This window comes from Sphingomonas sp. P3_C6 (assembly GCF_056402595.1).
Genome location: NZ_JBFUHB010000003.1, coordinates 171294 through 191312 on the forward strand (window position 1 = coordinate 171294; position 20019 = coordinate 191312).

Consider the following 20019-nt stretch of genomic DNA (forward strand, 5'->3'; position numbering starts at 1 on the left):
CGTGTTCGATCGGCAATGGTTGCTTGCATCGCGCCGCCGATCCCGCAAGGTAGCGCTACCGTCAACGAGCGGCAGGGGAGAGAGAGTTGGCCGATTCAGAACGCCTGGCGCGCATCGCGGCCGACCCGCGCTATCTGGCGCTGACCCGCCAGCGCGGCCGCTTCACCTGGACGCTGACGATCGTCATGCTGGCCGCCTATCTGGGCTTCATCCTGCTCATCGCGTTCGACAAGGGCGCGCTCGCCGCGCCGATCGGATCGGGCGTCACCTCGATCGGCATTCCGGTCGGGCTCGGCGTGATCCTGCTCGCGATCGGGCTGACCGGCCTGTATGTGCGCCGCGCCAATCGCGATTATGACGCACTCGTGCAGAGCCTGCTCGAGAGCAAAGGCGAATGAACCTCGCCCGCGCCGTCGCCGTCGCCTCCGCCGCCCTGCTGATCGCTACCCCCGCCCTTGCCGACGGCGTCGCCGGTCAGACGGTGCAGCAGGCGACCAACTGGACCGCGATCACCATGTTCGCGGCCTTCGCCATCCTGACGCTCGGCATCACCCGCTGGGCCGCGCGGCGCACGCGCACCGCCTCCGATTTCTACACTGCGGGCGGCGGCATCACCGGCTTCCAGAACGGCCTCGCCATCGCCGGCGATTACATGTCGGCCGCGTCGTTCCTCGGCATCTCGGCGCAGATCTTCGCCGATGGCTATGATGGCCTCATCTACTCGATCGGCTTCCTGGTCGGCTGGCCGATCATCCTGTTCCTGATGGCGGAGCGGCTGCGCAATCTCGGCCGCTACACCTTTGCCGATGTCGCCTCGTTCCGCTTCGCGCAGACGCCGGTGCGTACCTTCGCCGCGCTGAGCACGCTCGTCGTCGTGCTCTTTTACCTGATCGCGCAGATGGTCGGCGCGGGGCAGCTGATCAAATTGCTGTTCGGGCTGCGCTACGAATATGCCGTCGTCATCGTCGGCGTGATGATGACGCTCTACGTCCTGTTCGGCGGCATGACCGCGACGACCTGGGTGCAGATCATCAAGGCGGTGCTGCTGCTCGGCAGCGCGAGCTTCATGGCGTTCATGGTGCTGGCGCAGTTCGGCTTCTCGCCCGAGGCATTGTTCGCCCGCGCGGTGCAGGTGAAGACCGATCTCGCCGTGGCGACCGGCCTGTCCGCGCCCGAAGCGGCGGAGCGCGGGCGATCCATCATGGGCCCGGGCAATTTCATCAAGGACCCGATCTCGGCGATCTCGTTCGGCATGGCGCTGATGTTCGGCACGGCGGGCCTGCCGCATATCCTGATGCGCTTCTTCACCGTGCCCGACGCCCGCGCCGCGCGTAGCTCCGTGCTGTGGGCGACGGGGTGGATCGGCTATTTCTACCTGCTGACCTTCATCATCGGCTTCGGCGCGATCGTGCTGGTGGCGACCGATCCGGGCTATCTCGATCCGGCGGGCGGCTTGCGTGGCGGCAGCAACATGGCCGCGATCCATCTGGCTCAGGCGATCGGGGGCAATATCTTCCTCGGCTTCGTCTCGGCAGTGGCGTTCGCGACGATCCTCGCGGTGGTGGCGGGGCTGACCCTGTCGGGCGCATCGGCGGTGAGCCACGACCTGTACGCAACGGTGTTCCGCAAGGGCGCGGCGGATTCGGCCGCTGAGCTGCGCGTATCGCGGCGGACGGTGCTGGTGCTCGCGGTGGTCGCGATCCTGCTCGGCATCCTGTTCGAGAAGCAGAATGTCGCCTTCATGGTCAGCCTCGCTTTCGCGCTGGCGGCGTCCGGCAATTTCCCGGTGCTGTTGCTGTCGCTGCTGTGGAAGGGCTGCACCACGCGCGGCGTGGTGGTGGGCGGGTCCCTCGGGCTGGTGACGGCCCTGGTGCTCACGGTCCTGTCGCCGGCGATCTGGGTCGCGATCCTGCACCACGACACGGCGATCTTCCCTTATTCATCGCCGGCGATCTTCACGGTGCCGCTGGCGTTCTTCACGATCTGGCTGGTGTCGGTGCTCGATACGTCGAAGCGCGCGGCGGTGGATCGGGGGGCGTATCTCGAACAGCGGGTGCGGTCGGAGACGGGAATCGGCGCGGAAGGGGCGTCGGCGCACTGAATCCGGCGCGGATCGCCGTTTCATGGGCAGGGAACGGGATTCTGCGCCCGCGCACCGGCGATCCCTCGCTATCGCAATGATCATTCGGTAGATTTTCCCCGCAACAAGGCAGGGCCGGCATGAAGTTCTCGACAGCGACGATGATGGTGCTTCCGGCGACGATGCTGGCCGCGTGGCACGCCGCCGCGGCGCCCGGACAGGCGGCCGATCCCGAAACCCGCGCCTGGTGGGCGATCACCGAGACGCTGTCGGCCGACGGCATGGAGGGGCGCGACACCGGCGCCGCGGGCTATGATCGCGCCGCCAGGCTGGTCGCCGACAGGTTCAAGGCAGTCGGGCTGAAGCCGCTCGGCGACAAGGGCAGCTGGTTCCAGCCGGTCGCGATGAACGAGATCAGCGTCGATCATGCCGAGATCAGCGTCGGCAATCGGCCGCTCGCCTTCCTGCAGGAGGTCACCGTCGACCCGTCCGGCGCCCTGCCGCCGACGGTCGATGCGCCGCTTGCCTATCGCGGCTATTGCAGCGCAGCGGTGCTCGGCGACGTGCGCGGCAAGATCGTGATTTGCCACGGCGTGAATCGGCCCGGCTTTCCCGACGCCGCGCAGCGGACGGCGGCGGTCAAGGCCGCCGGCGGCATCGGTCTGGCGACGATTGCCGATCCGGGCTTCGCCATCGAGCCCCCGCGCTGGCCCTTCGCCTATGCGCGAACCGTGACGCTTGCGAACGCTGCTCCCGATACCGATGGTTTCCTGCGCCTCAGGCTGAAGGCCGAAGCTCTCAAGACGGCGATCGGCAGCCAGGGGCCCGATGCGGACGGCCTGATCGTCAAGGGAAGCGCGGGCGAGCCCCTGCCTGCTTTCGACCTCCCCGATCCGTTTCACGCGACGTTCGTGCTGAAGCGGCGGCAGATCGCGGCATCCAACGTGATCGGCCTTCTGCCCGGCACCGATCCCGCACTGGCGGGCGAGGCAATCATATTGTCCGCCCATCTCGACGGCTATGGTTTCGGAACGCCGGTCGATGGCGACGGGCTCTACAACGGCACGCTGGACGACGCCGCCTATGTTGCGCTGCTGATCCAGCTGGCGGAGCAGCGCCATGGCAAGGGATATCGCCGCCCGATCGTCTTCGCGATCTTCACGGGCGAGGAGAAAGGCCTGCTGGGATCACGCTGGTTCGTCGCCAACCCCACCCTGCCAAGGGCGTCGATCGCGGCGAACATCAATCTCGATCAGCTGCGCCCGATCTTCCCGCTCGACCTGCTCACCGTCCATGCGCTGGACGATACCAGCCTGGGCGACGATGCCCGGGCCGTCGCGGCCAGCCTGAACATCGCCGTGCAGCGCGATCCCGAGCCCGCGCGCAACCTGTTGCGGCGATCCGATCAGTGGCCGTTTCTGCAGGCCGGCATTCCCGCCACCGCCTTTGTTTTCGGCTATCGGCCAGGGACGGAGAGCGAGCGCATCTATCGCCAATGGTACCGGACCGGATACCATACGCCGAAGGACGACCTGCACCAGCGGATCGACTGGAAGGCAGCGGCGGATTTCAACCGCTTCTTCCGTCAGCTGGTCGACCGCGTCGCGGACAAGGAAACGGCCCCGGCCTGGAAAGCCGGCAGCGCGCTCCGGTCCGCCGCTAACTGATCGACTTAGTCCAGAACCGGCCGCTCGGGCAGATCGCGTCCGGAGGGTGATGCCGTAGCCTCCACCGACTTCGCACCCCAGAGCGCGTAGAACAGCACATAGAGCTCGCATGCAGCGGTCAGCAGGAACGACATCTGCAGGCCATATCGGTCTGCCAGCCAGCCCTGCACGATGACCAGTGCGCCGCCGGCGATCGCCATGATCAGCAGGCCCGATCCTTCCTCCGTCAGCGGCCCCAGGCCGCGGATGCCGAGGGTGAAGATCGTCGGGAACATGATCGAGTGGAACAGCCCGACCGAGATCAGCGCCCACATCGCGACGGTTCCGGTGGTGAAGGTCGCGATCAGCATCACGACGAGCGCGCCGACGCTGAAGGCGGCCAGCACGGTTTCGGCCGGGATGCGCTGCATGAGGTAGCTGCCAAGGAAACGACCGATCATCATCCCGCCCCACAGCACGAACAGATAGTTCGAGGCCTGGGTGTGGGTGAGATTGCCGATCTCCGGTGCGGAAACGAAATTGATGAACAGGTTGCCGACGCCGATCTCGGCGATCAGATAGATGAAGATCGCCGGCACGCCGAACACCAGGTTGCGGTGCCGCCACAGGCTGTGGCCATGGCGTTCTTCTCGCGCGCGGCCGCGGGTCGAGGCGTTCATGTCGGGCAGGCGGAACCGGGCAATCACCACGGCGAGCACGACGAGCACACCCGCGACGATGAGATAGGGAAGCTGCACCGACTGGGCATCGGCGAGCCGTTCCGCCGGGGTCAGCACCGCGCCTGCGGCCGCATTGCCCGAGGTGCTGCGGCCGAGGATGAGATAGCCGCCGAACAGGGGCGCGAAGGTCGTGCCCATCGAGTTGAACGCCTGCACCAGGTTCAGGCGCGACGACGATGTTTCGGGCGAACCGATCACCGCGACATAGGGGTTGGCGGCGACCTGCAGCAGGGTGATACCCGCGGCGATGATGAACAAAGCGGCCAGCACGACTCCATAAGAGGGGATCATCGAGGCAGGCACCATCAGCACCGCGCCGAATGCCATGATGATCAGGCCGGCGACGATCGATGCCTTGTAGCCGATCCGCTCGATCAGCTTGGCCGAGGGGATCGACGCAATGAAATAGGCGATGAACCACACCGATTCGATCAGGGTCGTCTGGGTATAGTTGAGATCGAACACACTGCGCAGATGCGGCAGCAGCGTGCCATTGATGACGGTGATGAACCCCCACATGAAGAACAGGGTTGCCAGCAGGCTGAGCGTCGCCCGGTAGCCGGGCCCCGCGCCCGTGCCGGAACCCGCCCCCAGCGGTGCCGTCGTATTCAGTATCGGTCCCGCCATTTGCACGTCCTCTGCTGCGTCACTTGTTTTTTGTCTGAGTATATGTAAGCAAAATCGCGGTCAACGGCGCCCGTTCGAGCAGCCGTGTTGGAGGGCGATTTTTTCATGCGAAATGGGTTGATCTTGCTGGCCGCCATCGGCGCCGTCACCGTGGCGGCAGATGCCAATGCCGCGTCCGCCGCCCGCGAAACCGTCGGCGACGTCGCCGGCGCGAAGGTCGAGGCGGTCACACTGACCAATGCGAAGGGCGTCAAGGCGCGGATCCTAAGCTATGGCGCGACGCTGCAATCGCTGATCGCCCCCGACCGCAACGGCAAGCTGGCCGACATCATGCTCGGTTATGACGACCTGGCCGGCTATGTCGATCATCCCAATTATTTCGGCGTGACGGTCGGCCGCTATGCCAACCGAATCGCCAAGGGCCAGTTCGTGCTCGACGGCAAGACCTATCAGCTGCCGATCAACAATGCGCCCAATACGCTGCACGGCGGGACCAAGGGATTCGACAAGGTCGTCTGGCGCGTCGTTTCGGTCGAGAACGGTCCGGTCGCCCGCGTGACCTTCGGCTATGTCAGCCCGGACGGCGACCAGGGCTATCCGGGCAAGCTCGACGTGACCGTCACCTACGGCCTTGACGAAAAGGGCGCGCTGTCGATCGAATACAAGGCGGCGACCGACAAGCCGACCATCGTCAACATGACCAACCATGCGATCTTCAACCTCGCTGGCGAGGGATCGCCGATGGGCGCGATGGGCCACAGGCTGACCATGCCGGCCAAGGCCTATACGCCGGTCAGCGCGGCGCTGATCCCGACCGGCGAGCTGAAACCGGTCGCCGGCAGCGTGTTCGATTTCCGCAAGGCCCGGACCCTGGCCGACGGCCTGCGCGACGGGCGGGACGAGCAGATCATCGCCGGCCGCGGCTATGATCATAATTTCGCGATCGATGCCGGCCTCACCGCCGAGCCCAAGCTGTCGGCGCGGCTCGAGGACCCGGCGTCGGGCCGCGTGCTCGAAGTGCTCAGCACCGAGCCCGGGCTTCAGCTCTACACTGGCAACTTCCTCGACGGCACGCTGGTCGGCAAGCAGGGCCATGTCTATCGCATGGGCGACGGCATCGCGCTCGAGCCGCAGAAATTCCCCGATACGCCCAACCAGCCGGCCTTCGGCTCGGCACGGGTCGATCCGGGCAAGCCTTATCGCCACCTGATGATCTATCGGGTTTCGGTGGCGCCTCGCTGATGACGACAGAAACACCACCCTCGGGGCTGCGTTCGCGCGCCTGGTTCAACAACCCTGCGAACATCGACATGACCGCTTTGTATATCGAGCGGTACATGAATTTCGGCCTGTCGCAGGAGGAGCTTCAGTCGGGCAGGCCGATCATCGGCATCGCCCAGACCGGTTCCGACCTGTCCCCCTGCAACCGGCACCATCTCGTGCTGGCGGAGCGGCTGCGCGAGGGCATCCGCGAGGCAGGCGGCATCGCGATCGAATTCCCGGTCCATCCGATCCAGGAGACCGGCAAGCGCCCGACCGCCGGCCTCGACCGCAACCTCGCCTATCTGGCGCTGGTCGAGGTGCTGTACGGCTATCCGCTCGACGGCGTGGTGCTGACCATCGGCTGCGACAAGACCACGCCCGCCTGCCTGATGGCGGCGGCGACGGTGAACATTCCCGCCATCGCCCTGTCGGTCGGGCCGATGCTCAATGGCTGGCACAAGGGTGAGCGCACCGGATCGGGCACGATCGTGTGGAAGGCGCGCGAGCTGCTCGCCGCGGGCGAGATCGACCATGCCGGCTTCGTCAAGCTCGTCGCCTCGTCGGCGCCCTCGACCGGTTATTGCAACACCATGGGCACGGCGACGACGATGAACTCGCTGGCCGAGGCGCTCGGCATGCAGCTGCCCGGATCGGCCGCGATCCCCGCGCCGTACCGCGACCGGCAGGAAGTCGCGTACCGCACCGGCAAGCGCATCGTCGAGATGGTCGCCGAAGACCTGAAGCCAAGTGACATCCTGACGCGCGATGCGTTCCGCAATGCGATCGTGGTCAATTCGGCGATCGGCGGATCGACCAATGCCCCGATCCATCTTGCCGCGATCGCGCGCCATATCGGCGTCGATCTGCCGCTCGACGACTGGCAGACCCACGGCCACAAGGTGCCGCTGATGGTCAACCTTCAGCCGGCCGGCGAATATCTCGGCGAGGATTTCTACCATGCCGGCGGCGTGCCCGCGGTGGTGGCCGAGCTGATGAAACAGGGCCTGATCGTCGAGGACGCGATCACCGCGAACGGCAAGACGATCGGCGACAATTGCCGCGATGCGACGATCGAGGATCTGGACGTGATCCGCCCCTTTGCCACGCCGCTGATGGCGGATGCCGGCTTCGTCGTGCTGAAGGGCAATCTGTTCGACGCGGCGATCATGAAGACCAGCGTGATCTCGCCCGAGTTCCGGGAACGCTATCTCTCCAACCCCAACCAGCCCGATGCGTTCGAGGGCCCGGCGGTCGTGTTCGACGGACCGGAGGATTATCATGCGCGGATCGACGATCCGGCGACCGGCATCACGGCCGAGACCCTGCTGTTCATGCGCGGCGCCGGCCCGATCGGCTATCCGGGTGCCGCCGAGGTCGTGAACATGCGCCCACCCGCCTATCTGATCCGCGAGGGCGTCCATGCCCTGCCGTGCATCGGCGACGGGCGGCAATCGGGGACGTCGGGCTCGCCCTCCATCCTCAACGCGTCACCCGAGGCAGCGGCCAATGGCGGGCTCGCACTGCTCCGCACCGGCGACCGGGTGCGCATCGACCTGCGCGCCGGCACCGCCAATGTGCTGATCGGCGACGAGGAACTGGCCGAGCGTCGGCGCGTGCTGATGGAGGCGGGCGGCTATGCCTATCCCGCATCGCAGACCCCGTGGCAGGAAATCCAGCGCGCCATTGTCGGCCAGATGGACACGGGCGCCATCCTCGAAGGGTCGGAGCACTATCAGCGCATCGCCCAGACCAGAGGGCTCCCGCGGGACAATCACTGACCTCCACCCGCCGGGGAACAGGTACATGCCGGAAGGGCATAATTGCCGAACAAGTCCGGGGTGACGGCAATGGTTGGGGATGCCGCTGCCCGCTAGACTATCCAGCCCCGGCACTGAGCGGAAGGTGCCGGGCCTCGACGCTCCCCTACCTCGCCGAAGCCAAAAAAAGGGCCGGCACAAAGGCCGGCCCAGAGGGGGGAGGGGAGGAAAGGGATCAGAATTTGGCGCGGACGCCGACCAGTATCTGGCGGCCCGGATAATAGACGCTGTAGGTCGCGTTATCGAAGCCAAAGGTCGTGCGGATCGGCGCGTTGTTGATGTTGAGCACGTCGAGCGTCAGGCGGAACGCGTTGTCCATGAAGGGCAGCTCATAGCTGGCGGACATGTCGAGCTGGCCGCGCGCATCGTTGATGAGGCCGACCGGCAAGTTGTTCTGCGGGCCGTTCTGCCCGATATTCTTGTCGTTCCACACATAGTTCAGGCTGAGCGACACGCCGTGGCCCTCATAGAAGCCCTGGAGGTTATAGCTCCACGGCGCCACGCCAGGGGCGACCAAGCCGCTCGACGAGCTCTGCTTGATGTAGGTCGCGTTGGCCGAGAAGCCGAGGCCCTTCACCGCGAAGTCGAGCGGCTGGACCCAGGTGCCCTCGATACCGTCGAGCACCAGGTTCTGCAGGTTGACCGGCCGGTTGACCGTCACCGTCGCGGCATCCGGGTTGCCATTGGTACGGTCGACGATCGCCTGTTGCTGCGTGGTGGTCAGATCGCTGAAATTGATGCCGAGCGAGGTGAACGGAACGGTCGACTGCTGGACCACGGTGAAGCCGTCGACATTCTTGTGGAACAGGGCGAGGCCGACATAACCGATGCCGCCGGTATAATATTCGCCGCCGATATCGATATTGTTCGACGTGTAGGGCTTCAGGTCCGGATTGCCGGCGGTCGCGATCTGCGCCGACGGATCGGAGAAGGTCAGGCCGGGCAGCAGCTGGCTGGCGTCGGCGCGGGTCATGCTGCGCGATGCGGCGACGCGCAGCTTGATCCGGCTGCTCAGGTCATAGGTCATGTTGAACGAGGGCAGGAACTCGTCATAGCTGGTCTTCAGCGTGACATCGACCAGGCCCGTCGCAGTCTGGGTGGGACCGGCCACCGTCTGGTCGGTATGCACGTACCGGATGCCGGCGTTGAAGTGCAGGTCCTTGCCGGCAACCGTCGCCACCGCGTTGGTTTCGGCATAGGCGCCGAAGGTCTTTTCGTTGATGTCGCCGGTCGCGCCGCCGGTTACCGCACCGCTGCTTTCCGGCGCGCTGTCGCGGAAGGCGGCATAGTTGGTCACCTTCTCCAGGGCCGCCAGGTTCGGCATGATCATGCTGGTATAGCCGACATTGCCGCCCGCCAGATGGCCGAAATTGTCGATGTTCATGCGCGACAGATATTGCGCCACCTGCGAATTCGGCACCGAGCCGGACAGGCCGTCGCACGTCGCACCGCATACGGAGGTCTGGAACGCGGCGCTGTTGTCGAAGGCGCGGATCGAGCGCGATGCCTCGTCATAGGCCACGCCGAACTTGAAGTTGGTCTGCTTGTCGCCGATCGTCGTGTCGAGATGCGCGCCCTTGGTCGTCGTCTCGCGCTTCACGTTCTGGACGTTCACGCGGTACCATTGCCAGCCGAGATTCGGGTCGCCCAGATCGCGGTTGGCGGTGATGAGCGGCTGCGTTGCACCACCGGTGTTGTCGAAATTGACCTCAAGCCCGGATTCGCGCGGGGTCTGGAAATCGAACTGAGGCTGTTCGCGGAAGAAGGTCGAATGGCCGTAATTGACCTGCGCGTCGATCTTCACATTGCTGGCGGGCTGCCACGAGACGTTCGGGTTGATGTTCCAGAACTCGGTGGTCTGATGGTAGACGTCGTTCTCCAGGAAGAAGCTGGAGTTGGCGAAGGTGCCCTTGGTCACGACATTGTTCTGGTCGACGGTCAGGCCGATCGGCACCATGCCGCCGGTCGAGGTCGGCGAGGTGCCGGGCCCGGAATTGCGGACATACCAGTTCATGCTGAGTCGCGAATAGTCGCGCTTCGACTTGGCGTAGAGGCCATCGATCGCAAAGCTCAGCGTGTCGGTCGGCCGCCACTCTATCGAGGCTAGGGCCGAGATGCGCGACCGGTCGCCATCGGTGAGGCTGTTGCGGCCGAGGCGCGGAATGATCGCCTTGGAAAGCTGGTCGAGCGACAGGCCCGAGGTGGCGGCAAGATCGAGCGGGGCGCCCGGCGTCAGGCCGTGGCCGACATTGTTCGGCGTGGTCGTGGCATAGGAGAAGCCATTGCCGCCCGAATTGCAGCTCGGGGTCGGGCAGGAAAGGTTCGCGTCGGTCCAGCCGATCGTCTCGAAGCCGTCCACGCGCGTCTTGGTCTTCACGCCGGACACGCCGAGCAGGACGCCGAAATTGTCCCAGGTTTTGCTGGCGACGATCGCGCCACGCGGGCTAACCCGCTCGTTCGGGTCGGTATACTGGCCTTGCGCAATGACAGTGATATGCTGCCCGGGGTTGTCGAACGGCCGCGCGTTGCGCAGGTTGACAGTGCCCGCGATGCCGCCCTCAAGTGTCGAGGCGACCGGGCTCTTGGCGACGTCGAGACGGGTGAACAGCTCCGACGGGAAGAAGTCGAGATCGACCTCGCGGTTGGAGCTGCTGCCGGTGGTGCCGCCGTCCGACGCGATCGAAATCTGCGTATTGTTGAGCAGCACCTTGGAGAAGCTCGGGCCGAGACCGCGGATCGAGACCTGAAGGCCCTCGCCGGTGATGTCGCGGTTCAGCTTCACGCCGGGCATGCGGTTCAGCGTTTCGGCGAGGTTGGTCGCGGGCAGCTTGCCGATGTCCTCGGCGAAGATCGAGTCGCCGAACGCAATCGCGTCCTTCTTCGCGTTGGTCGCGCTGCGCAGCGAGGCGCGGATTCCGGTTACGACGATATCGGGGCCGTCGGCGTCCGCCTGTGCGGCGGCATCATTCTGCGGCGCAGCAACTCCCGGAGCATCATTTTTACTCTGAGTATTTCCGGCCGGAGCGGCCATTTCCTGAGCAGAGACAGTTCCCGCAGTCGTCAGGGCGCCAAGAGCGGTTGCGGCCAGCAACGCTGTCCGCATGGACTGATTACGCAGGAACATATTGATTTTCCTCTCCGAAGCGGCCCTATTCGTCGATGGGGTCGCCAGATTAAACGAACACGGCAGCGCTGTTAGCGCTACCAAATCGGGCCGCTAATTGTCGGGGTAAAATCTGTCAAGCGTCGCCATTCGGTTCGGCGCGGCGCAGAAACATTTCGTCTCTTTGTGCAACGCGACAGGTCAGGCTTCCCGCTGAAAAGCGATGGCGGAGGCCCGCAAGGCGATAGCGCTATCTCGCGGCTACGCCCTTCAACGCGACCGTGGCGCCGCCGAGTGACCCGGACTGGGCATGAAGGGTGATCGCACCGGACACGCCGGCTTGGCTCGCACCAGAAGGTGAGACGCGATCTAGGCTGCGGCCGGTTCCATCGACAATTCCGTGTCCTCGCGGGCGCGCCGGATCAATTCGGCCATCGCGGCGCGCGCCGCTTCCGGATCGGCGTTGGCGATCGCATCATAGAGCAGTTGATGCTCGGGCAGCGGATCGCGTGGCAGCTTGCGGTTGCGCTGCTTGAACAGGGTGGTCCACCCGACGGCGGCGGCGATGGTGCTGGACAGGGTCGTCAGCGGCTCGTTGCGCGTCGCCTCCAGGATCAGGTGGTGGAACAGCTGATCGGCGGCCCGGCCCTCCGGCGTGGCGAGCCCATGGCGGCCCATCTCTTCGAGCGCATGGCCCATCTGGGCGAGCTCGCGACCGGATCGCCGCTCCGCCGCCAGGGCCGCGGCGGCCGGCTCGACGATCATGCGCAGTTCGAACAGGCTGCGGATAAAGGCTTCGCTCGGCTCGCCCTCGAACATCCAGGCGAGCACATCGGGGTCGAGCAGGTTCCAGCGGCTGCGCGGGCTGACGCTGGTGCCCGCCTTGGGCCGGCTCTCGACCAGGCCCTTGGCCATCAGCATGCGCACCGCCTCGCGATAGACGCTGCGCGACACCTGCAACTTGCCGGCGAACTCGATTTCGCCGGGCAGGATGTCGCCCGGCTTGTGGACCCCGGTGACGATCGCGACGCCAAGGTCATGCGCGATCGTCCCGTGAATGCGGCGACCTTTTGGTGTCGTTACCGGCGTCACGTGTCCCCCATCCGCCATATGCTTTCCGTCCGATCGGCCCCGTGCCGTTCGTGCGGAAGAGGCTGGTGAACCGGTACCCTAGAGCATTCGCATCCGAACATCACGTACCGGTTCGATTTCGATCGGATTGCGCGCCGGGAGGCGGAAAGGCGGCAGCGCCACCTCGAACACGTCGCCCGCTTCGGTGCGGATTCCGTCGGAGAAGGACAGGGTCGCGGTGCCGAAGAAATGGACGTGCACGTCGCCGGGATGGCGGAACAGGTCGTATTTGAAATGGTGATGCTCGAGATTGGCGATGCTGTGCGACATGTTCGCCTCGCCCGTCACGAAAGGCCGTTCCCACAGGGTCTCGCCGTTGCGCACGATCCGGCTGGTGCCACGCATGTCGGCAGGCAGGTCGCCGAGCAGCAGTTCCGGCCCCAAGGCCGCCGGCCGCAGCTTGGAATGGGCGAGCCAGAGATAATTGCCACGCTCCGTCACATGGTCGGAGAATTCGTTGCCGACGGCGAAGCCGAGCCGGACCGGATTGCCATCCGCATCGATCAGATAGATGCCCGCGATCTCGGGCTCCTCGCCGGCATCCAGGGCGAAGCCAGGCGATCGCAGTGGCGCGCCCGGCGCGACAAGCTGCTCGCCATTGCCCTTGTAGAACCATTCGGGCTGGGCACCCGTCTCGCCTGCCTCGGGCTTGCCGCCCTCGACGCCCATCAGGAACATGCGCATCGAATCGGTCTGCTGCGACGCCTCGGTCATCGACCGGTGCATCTTGTCGCGACCCTCGGCCGATCCGAGATGGGTGAGGCCGGTGCCGGTCAGCAGCAGATGCGCCGGATCCTGGTGGTCGATCGGCGACAACAGGGTGACGGCGGCAAGGTCGACCGCGCCCGCATCGCCCGCCAGCGCGGCCTGTTCGGCCAGCGTCACGCCAGCGGCCAGGGCGGCCTCAGCCAGGGTCCGGACGCTCTCCACCCCTGCCAGGCGCTGCGGCGGTTCGTCCCCCCGCAATATAGCCACGCCGCGCGTGTTTCCGGCATCGATGAACTGCACGAGCGACGTACGCATTACCCTCTCCTGGATTAGCACTTGCGCATTCATATACTCAGACAATACAGCAAAGCTAGCCGGGTTACGGCGGCATGAGGGAGGATCGGGGCGATGTCTGGAACGAGCCAGTGGAAAAGGACTGCGCGACTCGCGTTGGCGACCGTGCTGACCGGCGCCTTTGCGCTGACGTCGGGCGTGGCTTCGGCTCAAGAGGCCAGCATCACCATCCATGCCGACAAGCCCGGCGCCAAGGTGCAGCGCGAGATTTTCGGCCAGTTCGCCGAGCATCTCGGCACCGGCATCTATGGCGGGCTGTGGGTCGGCAAGAAGTCGCGCATCCCCAACACCAATGGTTTCCGCAACGACGTGATCGCGGCGCTCCGCGCGATCAAGGTGCCGCTGATCCGCTGGCCCGGCGGCTGCTTCGCCGACGAATATCACTGGCGTGAGGGCATCGGCACGAAGCGCCCGGTCAAGGTCAACACCAACTGGGGCGGCGTGACCGAGGACAATGCGGTCGGCACGCACGAGTTCATGGACTTCACCGAAGCGGTCGGGGCCGAGGCCTATGTCTCCGGCAATGTCGGCAACGGCACGCCGCAGGAAATGGCCGACTGGGTCGAGTACATGACCTCGCCGACCAACTCGACGCTGGCCAATGAGCGGCGCGCCAATGGCCGCAAGGACCCGTGGAAGCTGCCCTATTTCGGCCTGGGCAACGAACTGTGGGGCTGCGGCGGCAACATGACCCCCCAATATGCGGCTGACGTCACCAAGCGGTATTCGACCTTCGTCAAGATCCCGGCGGGCACCAAGACGCTGAAGATCGCCAGCGGCGCCAGCGATTCCAAATATGACTGGACCGAGGTGATGATGCGCGAGACCGGTCGCACCATCGACGGTATCGGCGTTCATTATTACACCCTGCCGGACGACTGGACCAAGAAGGGCCCGGCAACCGGCTTCGACGAAGCGGCCTGGGCCCGCACCCTGTCCAAGACGCTGAAGATGGACGAATATGTCACCAAGCACAGCGAGGTGATGGACAAATATGATCCCGCGAAGCGCGTCTGGCTGGCGGTCGACGAATGGGGCACCTGGTACGATCCGACGCCGGGCAGCAATCCCGGGTTCCTGCAGCAGCAGAACTCGCTGCGTGATGCCCTGGTGGCGGCGATCAACCTCAATATCTTCACCCACCATGCCGATCGGGTGAAGATGGCCAACATCGCCCAGATGGTGAACGTGCTTCAGGCGATGATCCTGACCGACGGCGACAAGATGGTGGTGACGCCGACCTATCAGGTGTTCGGCATGTACGTGCCGTGGCAGGATTCCACCCTGTTGCCGATCGACCTGACCAGTTCCTGGTACGCCAAGGATGCCTGGACCATGCAGGCGCTCAATGCCTCGGCCGTCCGCGGCAAGGATGGGGCGATCCATGTGTCGCTCGCCAATCTCGATCCGGAGAAGCCGCTCACCGTGACGCTGAACCTGGCCGGGGCCACGGGCTCGACCCTGACCGGGCAGGTGCTGACCGCCGACCGGATGGATGCGCATAACCGCATCGGCGAGCCGCTGGCGATTGCGCCACGCGATATCGCCCCTGTCTCGGTCACCGGCGGCAAGGCAGTGCTGACGCTGCCGGCCAAGTCGGTCACCGTCGTTGCGCTGAAGTGAAGGGCAATTGATGCTTCCGATCGCCATCCCGATCGCCATCATCGGATACGGCAAGATCGCGCGGGACCAGCATGTCCCCGCGATCCGCGCCGACCAGCGATTCCGATTGACGGGCGCGGTCGATCCCCATGCGCCGCCCGGCGACGTGCCGGTCTATCCCGATCTTGCCGCCCTTGACGCCGCCGGCGATGCGCCGTCGGCGGTGTCGATCTGCACCCCGCCCGTTGCCCGCGTCGCGGCGGCGCGCGACGCAATCGCGGCCGGGCTGCACGTGCTGCTGGAAAAGCCGCCCGGCCTGACCATCGGCGACGTCACCGGGCTCGAGACGCTGGCGCGGGATGCCGGCGTCACCCTGTTCACGGCCTGGCATTCGCAGGAAGCGGCGGGCGTCGATGCGGCGCGCGACTGGCTGGCCGGCCGCACGATCGAGGCGGTGCGGGTGACCTGGATGGAGGACATAAGGGTCTGGCATCCGGGGCAGGAATGGATCCTGGAAGCGGGGGGCTTCGGCGTGTTCGACCCGGCGATCAACGCCCTGTCGATCCTGACCGACATCCTGCCGGCGCGGCTCTCGGTCGAATCGGCCGAGCTGTCGATACCGGCGGGGCGGTCGCAGCCGATCGCCGGTACGCTGGCATTGCGCAGCGGCGAGGTGCCGGTCGCGGTCGAGCTCGATTTCCTGCACGAGGGCGTGCAGCGCTGGGACATCGAGGTCGATACGCCCGACGGCATGCTCAAGCTCGCCATGGGCGGCGCCGAGCTGACCATCGCGGGCGACGCGATTCCGGTGGGCAGGAATGTCGAATATCCGCGGCTCTATGCGCGCTTCGCCGATCTCGTGGCGCGCGGGGAGAGCGACGTGGATCTGGCGCCGCTAAGGCTGGTGACCGAAGCCCTGGAAATCGGTGTGCGGCGCGAGGTGGAGGCCTTCGCCTTCGCCTGACGCCGCCGTCCCGGGCGGCGCGGCGGTATCGACGCGCCGATCCGCGGTGCGTCGTCCACGGCGCTCTCGGGCACGCCTTTGCCGCGGAAATGGAGGGACGATTCAACCTCCCGCCGCCGGCGCTTACCGTCCAGCGCCCGCCGCTTCAGGCGGGAAGGTGGAGAGGGGTACGCGTCATGCCAGTACAGATTTCGGCGCCCAAATCCCGCCATGAAAAGCCGAAACTAATACTGATACCCCTCGCGAAATTCGTCAGCTATTCGTCAAGTGCCGGTGACGCCGTTTTTCGCACGCCGTTTCTTGCGTTTCCAACACCTGTTCAACCCGCTCAAATATATCGCCTGCAGGCCTATAATAGAGCCGCGATTCGGGCCCCTCGTAAGTGGGTCGCAAAAATCGGCGATTACTCACCGGTCCCCGACCGTTTCCAACACCATTACTTGCGGTCGCCCCAGCCGTCAGGGCCCCTTCACCACCACGCCGCCCTTGATCACCAGCCGCACGTCGCGCACCGCAGCGATGGTCAGGGTCGGGTCGCCGTTCACCGCGACCAGATCGGCCAGCAGCCCGGCCCTGATCGCGCCGACCTTGCCGTCGAGGTGGAACGCCTTGGCATTGCCCGATGTCGCGGCGACCAACACCTGCGCCACCGGCATGCCGGCTGCCGCCATCAGCTCCATCTCGCGGGCATTCTCGCCATGTGCGAATACGCCGACATCGCCGCCGACACAGATCGGCACCCCGGCCGCGCGGGCGAGCGCGAAGCTCTTGCGGCTCTCGGCCACGCTTGCCGGGGCGGGGTCGGCGCCGTTCCAGCCGCGATAATGCGCGACCGCGTCCGAGGCGGCGAGCGTCGGGCACAGCGCGATGCCCTTTGCCGCCATCGCCTTGAAGATCTCCGGCGTGCCGCCATAGCCATGCTCGATCGTGTCGACACCGGCGGCGATGGCGCGGCGCATCCCCTCCGCGGTCGAGGCATGGACGGCGACGGTGCGGCCGGCATCATGCGCCGCCTCCGTCGCGGCGGTCACTTCCGCCTGCGACAGGGTCGCGCGGCTCGGCTCGCCCGGGCCCCAGCGATAATCGGCATAGAGCTTCACCACATCGGCGCCGGCCGCGATTTGGCTGCGCACCGCGCGGACGATATCGTCGACGCCGCTCACTTCCTCGGCGCCCTGCGGAATGGCGACGCCGGGCTCGAACCCCTTGGGGCCATAGGCGCCGAGCGCGACGATCGCGCGCGTCGCCACGCTCATCCGCGGCCCCGGCACCACGCCCTGGTCGATCGCCTGGCGCAGCCCGACATCGGCATAGCCCGCCCCCTCGGTGCCAAGGTCGCGCTCGCTGGTGAAGCCGGCCATCAGCGTCGCGCGCGCCTGCGCCACCGCCCGCGCGGTGCGCAGCGCCAGCGGCTCGTGCAGCACCTGATCGTCCCAGCTCGTCTCGTTATAGGGATGGAGGAACAGATGGCCGTGGCCCTCGATCATGCCGGGCATCAGCGTCTGGCCGGGCAGGTCGATGGTCTGCGCACCGGCAGGCGCGGTCAGCTTCGGCCCGACCGAGACGATCTTCCCGCCCTCGATCAGCACCTCCCAGCCCGCATGTGGCCTCGGGTCGATCCCATCGAACACCTGTGCCGGGCGCAGCAGGATCGCGGGCGGTTCGGCCGCCATGGCGGGGCCGGCAATCGCGACAGACAGCGCCAGCAACCACTTCATCGCCCGTTCTCCTTGCGGCGCCCCGACGCGCCGGATAGCCCTGTCGCCATGGATAGACTCAGCCGCCACCTTCGCAAGCCGCTCCTCGTTCTTGCGCTTGTCGTACCGTCCATGGCGCACGCCGCGTCCGACGACATGGCCGGCTGGAAAAAACGGGCGGCGCAGGTGACGATCACGCGCGACGACTGGGGCATCGCCCATGTCGTCGGCAAGGCCGACGCCGATACGGTGTTCGGTGCAATCTACGCCCAGGCAGAGGATGATTTCAGCCGGATCGAGGCCAATTACCTGACCGCACTCGGCCGCACCGCCGAAGCAGAGGGCGGCGCCGACGGTGATAGGGCCATCTGGGCCGATCTGCGCCAGCGCCTCTATGTCGATCCGGCCAATCTCCAGAAACAATATGCGGCAAGCCCGGCCTGGCTGCGGTCGCTGATGCAGGCCTGGGCCGACGGGCTGAACTATTATCTCGCCACCCATCCGGACGTGCATCCGAAGGTGCTGACCCGCTTCGAGCCCTGGATGGCCCTGTCCTTCACCGAGGGCAGTATCGGCGGCGACATCGAACGCATCTCGCTGTCGGAACTGGAAAGCCTGTACGGCAAGCGCCAGGTCGCGATGACCGACGAGGAGCTCGGCCGCGTGCCCCGCGAGCCGCGCGGCTCCAACGGCATCGCCATCGCGCCGAAGAACACGGCGGGCGGCCACGCCCTGCTGCTGATCAACCCGCACACCAGCTTCTATTTCCGCTCCGAGCTGCAGATGACCAGCGGGGAGGGGCTCAACACCTATGGCGCCTCCACCTGGGGGCAGTTCTTCATCTATCAGGGCTTCAACGCCAATGCCGGCTGGATGCATACCTCGTCCGGCGTCGACAATGTCGACGAGTTCGCCGAGTCGTTCGTCTACCGATCCGGCAAGCTCTCCTATCGTTATGGCGACAAGCTTCGCCCGGTCGACCGCAGCCGGATCACCATCGCCTTTCGCAAGCCGGACGGCAGCATGGACACCCGCTCCTTCACCGTTCAGCGCACGCATCACGGCCCGATCGTCGCGAAGCGCGACGGCAAATGGATCGCCACCTCGATGATGTGGAAACCGATCCCCGCGCTCGAGCAGAGCTGGCTGCGCACCAAGACGACCGATCTCGCCTCCTACATGGCGGTGGCCGAGCGTCAGGCGAACAGCTCGAACGACACGCTGTTCGCCGATTCAAAGGGCGAGATCGCCTATCTTCACCCGCAATTCGTGCCGATCCGCGATGACCGGTTCGATTACACCAAAGCGGTCGACGGCGCCGATCCGACGACCGACTGGAAGGGGCTTCATACGATTGCCACCCTGCCCAACGTCATCAACCCGCCGGTCGGCTGGGCGAAGAACACCAATGACTGGCCGTGGCAGGCCGCCGGCCCCGACAGCCCCAAGGCCAAGGACTATCCGCGCTACATGGATCAGGCCGGCCCGAATGCGCGCGGCACCCATGCCGATCTGGTGCTGACCGGCAAGACCGGCTTCACGCCCGAAAGCCTGCGCGCGGCCGCCTATGATTCCTATCTCCCGGCCTTTGCCAGGCTGATCCCGCAGCTCGTGGCGGCATGGGACGCGCTCCCCGCAAGCGACGCCCGCCGCGCGAAGCTCGCCGCCCCGGTCGCGCTGCTCAAGGGGTGGGACTATCGCTGGTCGGCCACCTCGGAACCGACCGCGCTCGCCGTCTTCTGGGGCGATACCTTATGGAAGGAAGTCGGCAGCTTCGCCCGCGCCGAGGCGATGAACGTACCCGACTATATCGCTTCGAAGGTAACCCCCGAGGCGAAGCTCGATGCGCTTGTCCAGGCGACCGACCGGCTGACCCGCGACTTCGGCGACTGGCGCGTCGCCTGGGGGCGGATCAACCGGTTCCAGCGGCTCGACGATTCGATCGACGCCCATTTCGACGATTCGAAGCCGAGCATCGCCGTGCCCTTCACCTCGGCACAATGGGGCTCGCTCGCCTCGTTCGGGGCGCGGCCCTATGCCAACACCAAGAACTATTACGGCACCAGCGGCAACAGCTTCGTCGCGGTGGTCGAGTTCGGCCCGCGCCTCAAGGCCTGGGCGGTCACCGCGGGCGGGGAGAGCGGCAACCCGGCGTCGAAGCATTTCAACGACCAGGCCCAGCGCTACGCCGACGGCAATCTCCGCCCGGTCTATTTCTACCCGCAGGACCTGACCGGCCATGTGGAGCGGAAATACCAGCCGGGGCAGTGAGCCGGGCGGATCGATT

Annotated in this window: 13 protein-coding genes; 8 read left to right on the top strand and 5 right to left on the bottom strand. The window is 66.0% G+C overall.

What is annotated here, in order from left to right; all coding sequences use genetic code 11:
• Positions 1-86: 86 nt before the first annotated feature.
• From AC1DT7_RS05740 to AC1DT7_RS05750, 3 genes are all read left to right on the top strand, one after another.
• Positions 87-398 carry a DUF485 domain-containing protein gene (locus tag AC1DT7_RS05740; RefSeq protein ID WP_478034845.1) on the top strand — a complete coding sequence of 104 codons (312 nt, stop codon included), beginning with the start codon at positions 87-89 and terminating at the stop codon, positions 396-398.
• Entirely contained in the window at positions 395-2101 is a 1707-nt protein-coding gene (locus tag AC1DT7_RS05745; RefSeq protein WP_478034846.1) for a cation acetate symporter, read from the top strand. Before AC1DT7_RS05740 ends, AC1DT7_RS05745 begins: the two co-directional genes overlap by 4 nt.
• Before the next feature lie 119 nt (positions 2102-2220).
• Positions 2221-3747: a M28 family peptidase gene (locus AC1DT7_RS05750; protein ID WP_478034847.1), complete on the top strand. Its 1527-nt coding sequence runs from the start codon at positions 2221-2223 to the stop codon at positions 3745-3747.
• A 5-nt stretch (positions 3748-3752) separates the two neighbouring features.
• On the opposite strand, the gene AC1DT7_RS05755 is transcribed toward AC1DT7_RS05750, so the two are convergent.
• Positions 3753-5093, bottom strand: coding sequence for a sugar MFS transporter (locus tag AC1DT7_RS05755; RefSeq protein WP_478034848.1), 1341 nt, complete (start codon positions 5091-5093; stop codon positions 3753-3755).
• A gap of 105 nt (positions 5094-5198) precedes the next feature.
• On the opposite strand from AC1DT7_RS05755, the gene AC1DT7_RS05760 reads away from it, so the two are divergent.
• Together AC1DT7_RS05760 and AC1DT7_RS05765 are read left to right on the top strand one after the other, a co-directional pair.
• Positions 5199-6335 carry an aldose epimerase family protein gene (locus AC1DT7_RS05760; protein ID WP_478034849.1) on the top strand — a complete coding sequence of 379 codons (1137 nt, stop codon included), beginning with the start codon at positions 5199-5201 and terminating at the stop codon, positions 6333-6335.
• On the top strand, positions 6335-8134 hold the full coding sequence (locus tag AC1DT7_RS05765; RefSeq protein WP_478034850.1) for an IlvD/Edd family dehydratase: 1800 nt from the start codon (positions 6335-6337) through the stop codon (positions 8132-8134). Before AC1DT7_RS05760 ends, AC1DT7_RS05765 begins: the two co-directional genes overlap by 1 nt.
• A gap of 214 nt (positions 8135-8348) precedes the next feature.
• On the opposite strand, the gene AC1DT7_RS05770 is transcribed toward AC1DT7_RS05765, so the two are convergent.
• The 3 genes from AC1DT7_RS05770 to araD1 all read right to left on the bottom strand — a co-directional run bounded on the left by AC1DT7_RS05770 (position 8349) and on the right by araD1 (position 13430).
• Positions 8349-11297, bottom strand: coding sequence for a TonB-dependent receptor (locus AC1DT7_RS05770; protein ID WP_478034852.1), 2949 nt, complete (start codon positions 11295-11297; stop codon positions 8349-8351).
• Between the two features lie 348 nt (positions 11298-11645).
• Positions 11646-12386, bottom strand: coding sequence for a FadR/GntR family transcriptional regulator (locus AC1DT7_RS05775; RefSeq protein WP_478034853.1), 741 nt, complete (start codon positions 12384-12386; stop codon positions 11646-11648).
• A gap of 60 nt (positions 12387-12446) precedes the next feature.
• Positions 12447-13430, bottom strand: a complete 984-nt coding sequence (gene araD1, locus AC1DT7_RS05780; protein ID WP_478034854.1) for an AraD1 family protein — start codon at positions 13428-13430, stop codon at positions 12447-12449.
• A 93-nt stretch (positions 13431-13523) separates the two neighbouring features.
• Here araD1 and AC1DT7_RS05785 point away from each other — a divergent pair, with 93 nt between their 5' ends.
• Entirely contained in the window at positions 13524-15092 is a 1569-nt protein-coding gene (locus AC1DT7_RS05785; protein ID WP_478034855.1) for an alpha-N-arabinofuranosidase, read from the top strand.
• Positions 15093-15102: 10 nt separating this feature from the next.
• Positions 15103-16035: a Gfo/Idh/MocA family oxidoreductase gene (locus tag AC1DT7_RS05790; RefSeq protein ID WP_478034856.1), complete on the top strand. Its 933-nt coding sequence runs from the start codon at positions 15103-15105 to the stop codon at positions 16033-16035.
• A gap of 458 nt (positions 16036-16493) precedes the next feature.
• On the opposite strand, the gene AC1DT7_RS05795 is transcribed toward AC1DT7_RS05790, so the two are convergent.
• Positions 16494-17753: a metal-dependent hydrolase family protein gene (locus tag AC1DT7_RS05795; protein ID WP_478034857.1), complete on the bottom strand. Its 1260-nt coding sequence runs from the start codon at positions 17751-17753 to the stop codon at positions 16494-16496.
• 48 nt (positions 17754-17801) lie between these two features.
• On the opposite strand from AC1DT7_RS05795, the gene AC1DT7_RS05800 reads away from it, so the two are divergent.
• A complete protein-coding gene (locus tag AC1DT7_RS05800; protein ID WP_478034858.1) occupies positions 17802-20003 on the top strand; it encodes a penicillin acylase family protein in 2202 nt (733 codons plus the stop codon).
• Positions 20004-20019: the final 16 nt, after the last annotated feature.